Below are 13,078 nucleotides of genomic sequence, written 5' to 3' on the forward strand. Positions count from 1 at the left end.
CATTTAACCTCAGTTTCTAATTTGTTTAACTTTTTTATTTAAATAGGGAATCGTTAAGACATATCCCTCAACAATCCAAATTACCACCGTTATTAAGATTACAGGAACCGACATCCGGGCGATTAACATTGCAATCAGGAGGATAAAGCATTCAAACAAAAGTAAAATTTGAATGATCTGTCGAAAATCCGTCAGCTGGATCTTCTGACTAACCGGATAAATATGGGTAAACACATTACTTTCAAAATGCTCATAAAATGGGATTAACTGAAATCCGACTAAATAAACAAAAATAATTGTCATTAACGAAACAATAATTTGATTAGGAATAATCAATACCAAAATAACGGCAATAATTATTAAGCGAAAGTATAGTGAACCTGGTCCACTGTCTCTTAATAATGATCGAAGATACAAATTCGAATAGACGTGACCTTGATCTTTTTTTAACAACTTAAAAATTGGATCCAAGTATTTTCTGCGGTGAATCCGACCTGAAAGTTCAGGGACTTCGGTGAATAAACTATAAAAGTGATAAATCCGATTCATACGAGAATCTTCATGTTCAATTGCATAGTTCCAGTTTAAGATCTTATTTTTGGTTAGAATAGCGACATACATTAACAATGCAGCCACAACTAATGCTAATAGTGCAGCTATAAAAACATTAAAATACAATGCTAATACTAGAATAATAAGGGGGATAACCCACTCAGTTACACCGGCTAATACTACATGTCGATTTAACTGAAAATAGAGTTTGATTACTTGATATGACATCCAACCGGTTTTCAAAAGCAAAATTACGATTAACAACCCGATTAACTCTGAAATTGTCCAACCAATCGAAACGCTTAAAAATGGCATTAGTACAAACCACGTTACTAAATCAATCAGCAATGCCATAAACAAACTATAGAGAAATGCTCCCTTAAAGTAACCAGCAAATTGGTATTCCCTAGGGGCCATAAAAACCTTATCAGCGGACTTGATTAAAGTTGCCAGTCCACCAAGTTGAAGCACCACTAGTAAAATCAAAATCGCAATCGGGCGCTCCCACCATAAATTGCCTGATAATTGCTTTAAAAATCCAGAGTAAGCGTAGCCCAGACCACCCACAAAGAACATAATCGCAATCACAAAAAAATCGTTAAAAACATATTTAAGGTATTTAGCCATTTCGATTAAATGATTGCTTAACCTTTTTTGGAAAATCCTATTCATTTTTATCATCCCTTGCTAAAGACAGATAAATATCTGAAAGTGACTTCCCATCATTTGGATACTCTTTTCTAATCTGTTCCATCGTTCCTTCCGTTTGAATCTCACCTTTGTTAATTAACACAAAACGATCACAATACTTTTCTGCGGTATCAAGAACATGAGTCGACATTAAAATACTGGCACCCTTACTCTTCTTTTCTTCAATCAACTGCAAAAGATCATCGACCGCGAGCGGATCGAGACCTAAAAATGGTTCATCAATTACATAAAGCGACGCATTAGTAATGAACGCACAAACAATCATCACTTTCTGACGCATTCCTTTTGAAAAGTTGGCAGGAAACCAATCAAGTCGTTTATCCAACCGAAAAGTCTTAAGTAACTGATTAGCTTTCTCCCACGCTACTTGTTTATCCAAATTATAAGCCATGATAGTAGTATCAATGTGTTCTTTTAAAGTTAATTCTTTGTATAATACTGGCATTTCCGGAATATATGCAATTTGTTGTTTGTATTTTTCAATGTTTTGACCAATCTGCAAACCATTGACTTTAACGGTTCCAGTAAATGGCTTCATGAGTCCAATAATATGATTAATGGTAGTTGACTTCCCAGCACCATTTAAACCAATTAAAGAAACTAATTCGCCATCATTAACATCAAAAGTCTCATTTTTTAAGACTGGCATACTAGAGTAGCCACCAGTCAAGTCTTCTACTTGCAAACTCATATTTACCCTTCATTTCTTTTCATTATTGTAATCAGTATACCATAATTGCTTGCTATCACTTATTATGCAGGTAATGTTAGTGTATAATTGGATTAACTTGAAGGGAGAGATTTATATGACTGATTACGATCCAAATTGCGTTTTTTGTAAAATTGTCAAGGGTGAAATCCCTAGTTATAAAGTTTATGAAGATGACGAAATTCTTGCATTTTTAGATATTTCCCAAACAACTCCTGGCCACACTCTGGTGATTCCTAAAAAACATATTCAAGATATTTTTCATTTTGACTCCGCTACAGCGGGTAAAGTATTTGCGAAAGTGCCAGAAATTGCACGTGCGGTCAAAAATTCTAACCCAAACATCAAAGGAATGAATATCGTTAATGATAACGGGAAAATTGCCTATCAATCTGTTCCGCATGCTCACTTTCACTTAATTCCCCGTTATGGTAAAGATGATACTTTTTCAATTAACTTTTCTGATAATTCTAAAGAATATGATGAAACTAAATACCAAGAAGTTGCTGATTCAATTACCAAACAATTGGAGGATTAACTCATGAAAAAAAAGACCGCTTGCTTAATTGGTGCCGGAATAATAGTTGGTGTGTCACTTACTGGTTTATTGCTTTTAAAAAAGAAGTCTAATCCCACAGATAACGTAACCACTGCCGACCTTAAAAACATTTTTCATTCAGCTAGTTCAGTTAAACAAAATTTAAACCAATTCACAAAAGCTTTAAATGATGCAAAACCAATAATAGATGGTATTAATCGTGACGTACAGGAAGCCCAATTTCAGCTAAAGCCTAGAATTGATCTTTTATCTAACGAAATAAATAACATTTAATTTCAATTAAATTATTCGACCAAATATTAATTTGCATCAAATATATGTTATATTAAAAATAAATGGAGTACTGAATGTCTTGAGTACTTTAATATTTTGAAGAAATGGATGTGCTAATATATGAAGAAAAAATGGCTCGTTGGAGTTGCAGGATTACTTTTAAGTGTTTCACTGGTTGCCTGTGGTAGTAAAACAGTTGCTACTACTAGTGGTGGTAAAATTACAGAAAGTCAATATTACAATAGTATGAAAAAGACCCCACAGGGTAAAACAGTTCTCCAAACTATGATTTTGAACAAAGTTCTTAACAAAGAATATGGTAATAAAGTCAAATCATCTCAAGTTGATGACCAATTTAACCAATACAAGTCACAATATGGTTCTCAATTTAAAACCCTTCTCAGTCAACAAGGTTTAACTGAGAAAAGTTTAAAAGAACAAATCAAAGATAATCTTCTGTTAAAGCAAGCTGTGATTGCTAACACAAGTTTCTCTGACAAAGATTTGCAAAACCAATTCAAGAAATATCAACCTAAAGTAACCGTTAATGAGATTACCACCAAAAATCAAGGTGACGCTGAAAAAGTAATTTCTGGCTTAGAAAACGGTCAAAAATTCTCTGACTTAGCCAAGAAGTACTCAACTGATGCTAACAAGAAAGACGGCGGCAAGATGACTCCATTCGATAATATGGATCCAAGTCTTGACAATAACTTCAAAAATGCTGCCTTTAAACTCAAAAATGGTGAATACACCAAAGAACCTGTCAAAACTAAAGCTGGGTACCAAGTAATCCAAATGGTCAACCACCCTTCCAAGGGTAAATATCAGGATCACAAAGCTGAATTAAAAGACCAGTTGGCAACTGAACGCATGAGCGATAGTAATGTCTTACACGCTGTCGTTTCAAAAGTTCTTAAAGATGGAGATGTAAAGATCCAAGACAAAGACTTACAAAACATCTTGGCTGATTACACATCAACTCCAAAACCAATGAAATAATCAATCACAAAAAGAAAATGGTCAGTAACTTTTAAGTTACTGACCATTTTCTTTTTTATCAGGTTTATAAAACTTATTTCGATCCATTCCAAAAATTCGTTTACTAAATGATCCTGCTTCCGTATCATTTAAAGCCCCAGTAATCATGTTAATTGAAGCATCAAGTTCATCTAAATCATGGAGAATCTGCGCTTCCAGCAATTCAGGCGTAACCGGGGATCCATACTCCTTAATCCCATGATGTGAGAGCACCATATGTCTTAAAAGTAATAAATCTTCAGAATGCTGATCGATTTTTAGTTGGTCAGCAGCTTCAACAATTTCCCCATCAATAATACTGATATGTCCTAACAGATCACCTTCACTAGTATAAGATGTCGAAACGGGTCCTGACAGCTCAGTAGTCTTGCCTAAATCATGAAGGATGGCACCTGCATACAGAAGTGAAGAATTAACTTGTGGATAGAGCTTAGCGACTTCCTTTCCCAGCTTCAAAATCGAAATGGTGTGAAATGCTAATCCACCTGCATAAGCATGATGATTCGATTTAGCTGCCGGAAAAGTAAAGAATTCATCCTGGTGCTTTTTAAGAAGTACCCGAACAATTCGATTCCACGTTGGATTAATAATTTCGAAAATTGTCTGACCAATATATTCTTCCATCTCAGAACGAGTCATTTGAGCATGTTGCATAAACTTAGATGGATCACTGGGTTCACCAGATTCTGTTTGTCGAAGATGATTAATCTTAATTTGTGGACTTCCCTGGTAAGCTTCCCGTTTGCCATTAATGTGAACGACCTGACCAGCTTTAAAAGTCTTTACATCCTCATTACTGGCACCCCAAAGTTTTCCACCGATCTCTCCGGAATTATCTTCAAAAACAAACGAAATGAATTGTTTTCCGTTCTTAGCAATTCTAGTATCAGCCGACTTAACCAATACAAACGCATCGATTTCTTCATCCATTTGATATTCTTTCAATTTTTTGCTCATTTGACTCCACCTCCACTACTTTAATTCAATTAAATGATCGCCACTTACATCGTGTCTAATTCGATCATCAGCCGTAAAATAAATCACCTGCGTGCTTTTAGCCAAAGCTTTCATTAATTCAATTGCCTTATCAGTTCTAAAGTGATCAAAGTCAGCAAAACCATCATCAATCATAATTGGCATTGGATATTCATCACTAAAAGCCAACGTTAACGCAAAAACCAACGATAAGTATAACTGCTGCATGGTTCCTTTTGAAAGTTCCTCAACCTTGAACTTAACCCCATCAGAGTTAACAACCGTAATACTTCTCTTATTATAATCAATTTTACTATAATGACCGTCCGTTAGTGTTTCAAAGAATTTAGCTGCATCCTTTCTAACTTTAGGAATTCTTCCACTACTAGCGGCATCGAGTACTTTTTCAATCCATTGATTAGTTAACTGGTAAACCAACCACTTTTGAACCAATTCGTTAACTTTAGTATCCATACTGGCCAATTCCTGGGTCAATGAATCAAGCGTCCCATCTTTTTCCATGTGATTAATTTGCACGTTAAGTTGCGCCAACCGATCAGATTGATCGGAAAAATCTGCGTCCAACTGTCCAATTTGTTTCTGAAGATCATTAATCACTTTTTTTAACTGATTAACATCATCGTATTTTTGTAATCTTTCAACAATTGTCTGATCAAGTGAGTTTTCTAACTCCACTTTACGTTTGTTTTTATCCGTAGCGATCCGCTGCTCATCGTATAATTTTTTAAAATCACTACTACTTGCAACGTTTCGTTCCTTTAGGAAATGGTCAAGCCGATCACTTACTTCTTTCAACTGCTCACGATGGCGATCAACCATTGAAGTTAAACTACTCAATTCATGGCTCACCTGTTCCGCATTTCGCTTTTGATCATTTACATTTGAGATGAACTGTCTAATTTTACTTAACGCTACCATTTCATTATCGGAATCACTTAAACCAATTTTACTGGAAGCAAAATTCCAACGATCGAGGTAACTCTCAACCTTCTCATTCATTGTCTTTTGGTTTCCAATGAAATTCTGTAAACTATCACGATCTAAGTCACGTCGTTTAATGGAGTTTTGTAAAGCACTTGTCCATTGGTTAAATGGAATACTCTGGATGTGATGCTCGTTTCCCATTTGACCCAACTCTTGCTCAATCTGAGTCAATTTTCGCTTTAAATGGTCAGTATCATTCTCCTCTTTAACTGGTTGGTTCGATTTTTGCACATAACGATAAATGCCAAAACCAATACACAATAACCCAATGACCACCAAAATAGGAAGAGTTACTCCACCCATAAAAATTCCAATTCCAATAATTATTAGACCAACCGCATCAGCAATTAATGATAACGAATTATCTCCGCTCTCATTTGTGGGCATCGCATGAACCTGATAGTTTATTTGTGCTTTTACATTTTGATACTCATCTATTAAGGTCGATATTTTGTCAATCTCATCATCATTAAACGGAATACTTTCACTTCCACCAGCATCAAATTCATCATTAGCCAAACGAGTCTGATATGTTTTGATATCATGATCAAGCTGTTCAATCCGTCTGACCTGTTGGATTTGGCCGTCCAGTTCTAAATATAAATTGCGAATTAAATCAGCATTATCATTGTAAAATTTCAAATCAGAATTGGATTCCTGATGCGTATTCTTAAAATCAATAATGTTTTGTTCATCATTCTTAACATCTAATTGAATATTACTAATCTTATTTTGGATGTCTTGAAATGTTTCAAAGTCATGCTCAGAAAAGCCGTGTTTAACCGCTAATTTATCGTCTTGTAATTGTCTTAATTGAGCATATTTATCCCAGTTCGCTAAATCTTGATTAACCTGATTTAATCGCTCAGAAAATTTATTTCTTTTATTGCGATTCTGAGTCTTTTTTTCTTGTTCTTTTTTAGCTTGAATGGTCAATTCATGGTACTTGGGATATTCATTACTGGCTTCATGTACTTTCGCGTTCAATCTTTCTCGATCAACTAAAAGTCGGTTTAACTCAGGCTTTTTACCAGTCGGCTTATAGATCTTACCACCATTTTCCTGATTTTCGTCCTCTAGTTCAATCCAGTTATCAATCCCTACGACCCCAACACGCTGGATTCGTTTTGACAATTCTTCACGATTTAATCTCGAAATATCATTTAAATCAACGTTGCCAAAATAAAACAGGTTATCATATGATTCCCGATTGATTGGACCTAAAATTTTATCCAAAATTCCAGCAGGTAATTCATTTTTATTTTGATCAAAAACGGTTAATAACCCACCATTTTTACCTTCATTTCTTTGAACAAGATAAGTAGTTCCATTTTGTTCAACCGTTAAACGACCACCCATTTTATAGTCATCTTTGGGAGTGAAGTCTCGCTTACTCCGACTGTCCCGAAAGCCAAATAAAACATCTTTAATGAAATTTAAGAGGGTTGTTTTTCCAGCCTCATTTCTTCCATAAATAACCTGAAACTCCTTAAAGTTCAGTGTTAAATTATGAAGTTTGCCAAAGCCGAATACTTCAACTTTTTTAATCCTCATCCTTCACGTTCCCTTTCGTTTTACTAGTAATTAAATTCATACTCTCATCAAGTAATTTAGAGATGGCTTCATCACTTAAAAAGTTGTCACGAATGTAAGAGTGCTTAAAAAGCTTCTTCGCCAAATTTTTAAGGTTTTCTTCATTATAAACTTCATGCTTAGTGTCATCCCAGAATTTCTGATCTAGATCATTAAATTTCATCCCAGAATTATCAACAACGTCAATTTCATAAACCCAAGCATTAAATCGTTCAAAATCATATTGTAACTTTTCCTTAACCCGGTCGAGCAATTCTTCTGACGAAAAATTGGCTTCTTCGCTCATATTTAATTTCACACTCAATAAATTAAGTTTGGAAAAATCACTCGACTCAATTTTCTCCATAATTTGATTAACGACCGCTTCTTCTGAGTCAGTTCCCCGTAAATTCATTGAAAGATTTGACCAAATGAGCGGACAGGTGGGTTCAAACTGAACGTTTAAACCTCCATTAGTCTCATCACTGACTAATAAGTACCCCTTTTCACCCATTTCATTTTTATGACGGCCCTGGATATTTCCCGGATATTCAATTAAAGGATGATGACCTAACTGCTGACGCTTATGAATATGCCCTAATGCCCAATAATCATATCCCAAATTTTCCATTTCGTTAATGGTAAACGGTGCATACTGTGAGTCGTTGCCACCCTTAATAGCACCGTGAACCATCCCAATTTGGTAGTCAGCGTTTGAACGTTCTGGAAATACAGAGATAATATCATCTGAAATATTCCTAGTAGCGTAACTAAAACCTGTAATAGCAACTGTTCTTCCGTCTTTAAGAGTCAATGTGTGCGTCGTCACTTCTTTGGGAAATACGTAAACATTAGCCGGAAAATTGAAATTTTTAGCACCTTCACTTTGATAATCATGATTACCAAACGAAAGAAGTACAGGAATATCATGTTCATCCAATCGTTCTAACTGTTTAATCAAAAAACTAATGGCTTTGACACTTTGGTGACTACTGTCAAATAAATCTCCCACTAGCAAAACAAAATCAACATCATCTAAAATGGCATCATCAATAATCTTCTTTAATGAATCGAATGGAGCCTCGTGCAAAATGTCCCACAGCTTACTCGGAGTGGTAGCATCCTCTCTGATTCCTAAAAACGGACTATCCAAATGTAAATCTGCCGCATGAATAAACTTCATTATAATTTCTCCCATACAAAAAAATCGGAGCACCAATGGGCGCTCCGATTAACGATCAATTAAGCTTCATACATATCACGTAAAGGCTTAGTAATTAACATATTAGCATCATCAATGACTTTGCCCATTGCTTTTTCTTTACCCATCAATTTTTTGATGATATCAAGACTGTTCATTTTATTGGCAAGATCTTGAGCTTTTTTCATATCATCTTGCGAAATTTGTTGACCAGCCATTTGCTTTTGTCTTAATTCATTTTGATTAGTTTGAAAGTCCTTAAATGTCTTAAAAGCATCTTTGTCCTTCTTTAACTCATCGTATGTGGCTTGGAGTTCTTTAAATTCATCAGTCTTTACTAGTGCATCCTGTAAAGTTTGTGCGTCTTTCATTACATCATTTTCTGCCATAATTATTTTCCTCCTTAAATATTGTTACAGTGTATATTTTAACATACGTGAAGCTATCGGCCTAGTAAAGCTTTCGCACCGCTAATAACTTCTGAGGCACCCTTTTTAATTCCACTGGCACCTTCTTTAACGATTCCCTTAACGACTTTACCAGTATCATTAGTAATACCCTTAAATAGTTTAGAATTCTGCGTATCATTATCTTCATCACCATCACGTGCCACCGTTTGTGCGTCTTGGACACCAAATTGGGTTCCCTTGGTGTACGGAAGAATTTGTTGCATTTGTGTCTTGTACAACGGACCAACGTCGGTCCCAGTCAAATTCTCTAAATGATGCGTAGAGTTGGTACTATCAAAGCCTTCCCAAGTTGCTACCACAACGTTAGGAGTGTATCCGATGATCCATTTATCTTTGGTAGCATCGGAATCTGGAGTATTATCAGCCTCAGTACTTCCAGTTTTTCCGGCAACTTGATACCCGCTCGGTTTAGCATCAACACCAGTTCCATTATCAAAGACACCAAGCATCATACTTGTCATCTGTCGTGCCGTTGAAGGAGACATGATTTGTTTTGAACTTGGATGTTCATTATCAACGACCGTCTTCCCTGTCGAATCAACGATCTTAGTAATATAGAACGGCTGTGAAATTTTCCCCTTATTAGCAAAAGCAGTATAGGCACCAGCCATTTGTTGTGGGGAAACTCCGTTGGACAAGCCCCCAAGGGCCAATGCTAGATTCTTATCCTTATCCGTGACCGGTAAGTTGAATTTTTTAACCGAATCGTATCCCTTGTTCACTCCGATCTTATTTAATAACCAAACTGCGGGCGCGTTCATACTCTGTGCTAGAGCTTGGTACATCGGAACTTTTCCTGTATAAACATCATTGTAATTATGCGGAGTATAGTGATTTGATCCATACGATTTCTTCTGGTTTTCAAGTTCAGAATCATAATAATACCCGTTTTCAAGAGCTGGCGTATAGACCGCAAGTGGTTTCATCGTCGAACCAGGCTGACGTTTAATATCGGTCGCACGATTATAACCACGGAAAACCGTCTTACCACGTCCACCAACAACCGCTTGAACCCCACCATTTTTTGGATTCAAAGCAACCGATGCAGCTTGGACCTTGGTCCCATCCGAAGCATCATTAGGAAACAAATTAGGATTTTTAAAATCAGTCTGAAAGCTTTGCTGCTGTTGCTGATTTAGATTCGTATAAATTTTATACCCGTGATTCATGATGTCAGATTCAGTTAATCCATATTTTGAGATAGCCTCATTAATAACAGCATCAAAATAATAGGGATATTTATACCCATTAGTAGAACGATAGGAATTTTTAGTGTTCAACGGCATGGCTTGGTATTTTTTTGCCTCTGAATTAGTGATCTTATGGTTCTTTGCCATTAAATCAAGAACCACATTTCTCCTCTGACGTGCCGCCTCCGGATGATCAATCGGATTATTACTAGGATTCGATAGCATCCCTGCTAACACAGCTGCATCCTGGACCGGTAAATCTTCCGCAGACTGCCCAAAGTATCGCTTCGAGGCATCTTCGACCCCATACACGCCATTACCAAAGTAAGCGTTGTTCATATACATCGTCAAAATTTGGTTCTTTGAATAAACGTTCTCAATCTCAATTGAAATGAATAATTCTTTAAGTTTTCTGGTTAAAGTTTGTTGCTGGGAAAGAAAAGTGTTCTTGGCTAACTGCTGCGAAATTGTACTTCCTCCACCACTAATGTAGTCACGACCCAGTACCCTATTCTTAATTGCAAGTAAAATGGCTCTCCCGTAACCACTAACCGAATAGCCATGTTCCTTATAGAAATTACGATCTTCCGTCGAAAGAATCGCATTAGGAATATTTTTTGAAATCTTATTCATCTGAACGTAAGTACCCTTTTGTGCGTACAATTTGCCAGCTTCTTGGTGATGTGAATCATAAATCACAGTCGATTTTGATAAATTAGACTGAAGATCACGAACGTGCGAAGTCTTTGCCACAATCGTCAAATAACTACTTAAAACCAAGATAACGAATAAAACAACTACAATAATCCATCTCGTAATTTGAAATCTACGCCAGAATTTTCTGAAGTAACCCCAAATTCTTTTAAATATTGACTTACTTTTGCTGTTGTTATCCATAAAAGTCCAAATCTCCTTTTATCATTAAATGCTATTGTAACACATGGACATTAATGGATTTTAAAAGATAAAGTGGATGTCAATTGACATCCACTTTATTCTACATTTGATCGGGTGCTTTAATTCCCAACAATCTTAACGACTCTTTTAATACAATCGCAACACTTTTGACAAGGTCGAGACGGGCGTCTTGCTCATCATCGTCCGCTAAAATCTTAGAATGAGCATAATATTTGTTGAATGACTTAGCTAGTCTTAGCGAATATTTAGCAATATCGGAAGGCTCAAATTCATTTCGAGCTTGTTTTACAACTTCTGGAAAGGCCTGAAGTAACTTAATGACTTCAAAAGCACCTGCATCAGTCAATTCATTTGCTGATTCATCAAATTCTTTTTTACCAGACTTCCGCAAAATACTCTCAGCACGAGCATGAGCATACTGAACGTATGGGCCAGTCTCACCTTCAAATTTTAATTGGTCTTTAAGTACGAAATCAATGCTATTGATTCGCTCACTCTTAAGATCACCAAAGATAATGGCACCAACCCCAACTTGTGTAGCCACTTCATCTTTATTTGGTAAATCAGGATTCTTCTCAGCAATTTGTTGTTTTGCCATGGTAATTGAATCATCTAAAACCTTGTTTAATAAGATAATATTCCCACGTCTAGTTGAAAGCTTTTTTCCATTAACCGTAATTAAGCCAAACGGGATATGATGAACACCGTCCGCATTCTTTATGCCCATCTTTTTTAAGACAGCTTTTAGTTGATGGAAATAATTAGTTTGTTCGGATCCTACCACGTAGAGATTCATGACTGGATGATACGTCCGTTCACGGTATAACGCCGTTGCAATGTCTCTAGTAATGTAAAGAGAAGCCCCATCGCTCTTTAAGATAAGTGCTGGATTTAGGTTAGCGTTACTTAAATCGACCACTTGAGCTCCTTGAGATTCCTGAAGCAATCCATCTTTTTTTAGGATGTCAACCACTTCATCCATTTTGTCATTGTAAAATGACTCACCATTATAGGTATCAAATTTAACGCCCAGTTTTTTATAGGTATTATTAAAAGCCTCTAACGACACATCCCTAAACCACTTCCATAGTTTGGTAGCTTCGGGATCACCATCTTCGAGTTTTTTAAACCATTCGCGTGCTTCTTCGTCTAGTTCAGGATTTTTCTGATCTTCCTTATGAAATTTAACGTAATACTGAACTAAGTAATGAATTGGATGACGCTTTACGTCCTCTTCATTTCCCCACTTTAAGTAAGCCGTAATTAACTTACCAAATTGGGTTCCCCAATCACCTAAATGATTATCTTTAATTGTTTTATATCCATTTTTTCTTAAAATTTCGGAAATTGAATTTCCAATCACAGTGGAACGAAGGTGTCCCATTGACATTGGCTTAGCAATATTTGGAGAAGACATATCAATGGTCACGGTCTGATCCTTGCCATCGTAATTATCACCATAGTGCTCTTTATCCGTCAAAACCTCTGACATGACTTGCTTACTAACTTTTCCTTTATCCAAGAAGAAGTTAACGTAAGGACCAACGGCAACGACTTTATCAAACTGACTTCCATCAACATTATTGACGATATCCTTTGCGATCTGTTGAGGAGCTTTATGTAACTCCTTAGCTAGAATGAAAGTTGGAAATGCTAAGTCCCCGTTATCTGAAGTTTTCGGTTTCTCAATTTTTCCGTAAATATCACTCGTTGAAATTTGGTTGTTAGTTGCATCAGCAACTACGTCTGCAACTTGTTGTCTGTAATCCATAATATCCTCCTCATAAATAAAAAGCCTCTTACATTAATTAAATCAATGCAAGAGACGAGATCACCCGCGGTACCACTCTATTTGGAAATACCCACTCATTATTAAATTTGTATACCTAGAAAGGACGCCTT

The 13,078-nt window shown here is 36.2% G+C and carries 11 protein-coding genes; 3 read left to right on the plus strand and 8 right to left on the minus strand.

All coding sequences use genetic code 11. From position 1 onward, the window contains the following. Positions 1 to 9 precede the first annotated feature (9 nt). The gene (locus AC6UD0_RS01445) at positions 10 to 1,224 is read right to left on the minus strand and encodes an ABC transporter permease (RefSeq protein ID WP_500707899.1); all 1,215 of its coding nucleotides are present in this window, start codon (positions 1,222 to 1,224) and stop codon (positions 10 to 12) included. Continuing rightward, positions 1,217 to 1,954: an ABC transporter ATP-binding protein gene (locus tag AC6UD0_RS01450; protein ID WP_500707901.1), complete on the minus strand. Its 738-nt coding sequence runs from the start codon at positions 1,952 to 1,954 to the stop codon at positions 1,217 to 1,219. Before AC6UD0_RS01450 ends, AC6UD0_RS01445 begins: the two co-directional genes overlap by 8 nt. Before the next feature lie 115 nt (positions 1,955 to 2,069). Here AC6UD0_RS01450 and AC6UD0_RS01455 point away from each other — a divergent pair, with 115 nt between their 5' ends. The 3 genes from AC6UD0_RS01455 (at position 2,070) to AC6UD0_RS01465 (ending at position 3,806) form a co-directional block, all read left to right on the plus strand. Next, positions 2,070 to 2,510 carry an HIT family protein gene (locus AC6UD0_RS01455; RefSeq protein WP_500699532.1) on the plus strand — a complete coding sequence of 147 codons (441 nt, stop codon included), beginning with the start codon at positions 2,070 to 2,072 and terminating at the stop codon, positions 2,508 to 2,510. A gap of 3 nt (positions 2,511 to 2,513) precedes the next feature. Then, positions 2,514 to 2,804, plus strand: a complete 291-nt coding sequence (locus tag AC6UD0_RS01460) for a hypothetical protein (RefSeq protein ID WP_500707903.1) — start codon at positions 2,514 to 2,516, stop codon at positions 2,802 to 2,804. Between the two features lie 120 nt (positions 2,805 to 2,924). Next, positions 2,925 to 3,806, plus strand: coding sequence for a peptidylprolyl isomerase (locus tag AC6UD0_RS01465; protein ID WP_500699534.1), 882 nt, complete (start codon positions 2,925 to 2,927; stop codon positions 3,804 to 3,806). 36 nt (positions 3,807 to 3,842) lie between these two features. On the opposite strand, the gene AC6UD0_RS01470 is transcribed toward AC6UD0_RS01465, so the two are convergent. The 6 genes from AC6UD0_RS01470 to argS form a co-directional block, all read right to left on the minus strand. After that, complete coding sequence (locus AC6UD0_RS01470; protein WP_500707904.1) at positions 3,843 to 4,802, minus strand: 3'-5' exoribonuclease YhaM family protein; 960 nt, start codon at positions 4,800 to 4,802, stop codon at positions 3,843 to 3,845. Positions 4,803 to 4,817: 15 nt separating this feature from the next. Beyond that, positions 4,818 to 7,379 (minus strand): AAA family ATPase, encoded by a 2,562-nt coding sequence (locus tag AC6UD0_RS01475; protein WP_500707905.1) that lies wholly within the window; start codon positions 7,377 to 7,379, stop codon positions 4,818 to 4,820. Next, a complete protein-coding gene (locus AC6UD0_RS01480; protein WP_500707906.1) occupies positions 7,369 to 8,580 on the minus strand; it encodes a metallophosphoesterase family protein in 1,212 nt (403 codons plus the stop codon). The genes AC6UD0_RS01475 and AC6UD0_RS01480 overlap by 11 nt, the downstream gene beginning before the upstream one ends. A 59-nt stretch (positions 8,581 to 8,639) precedes the next feature. After that, entirely contained in the window at positions 8,640 to 8,987 is a 348-nt protein-coding gene (locus tag AC6UD0_RS01485) for a YlbF family regulator (RefSeq protein WP_500693643.1), read from the minus strand. Positions 8,988 to 9,040: 53 nt separating this feature from the next. Beyond that, entirely contained in the window at positions 9,041 to 11,155 is a 2,115-nt protein-coding gene (locus AC6UD0_RS01490) for a transglycosylase domain-containing protein (RefSeq protein ID WP_500693642.1), read from the minus strand. Positions 11,156 to 11,255: 100 nt separating this feature from the next. Continuing rightward, a complete protein-coding gene (argS, locus tag AC6UD0_RS01495; RefSeq protein ID WP_500693641.1) occupies positions 11,256 to 12,947 on the minus strand; it encodes an arginine--tRNA ligase in 1,692 nt (563 codons plus the stop codon). Positions 12,948 to 13,078 lie beyond the last annotated feature (131 nt).

The sequence above is a fragment of the Fructilactobacillus sp. X7R9C1 genome (assembly GCF_059901005.1).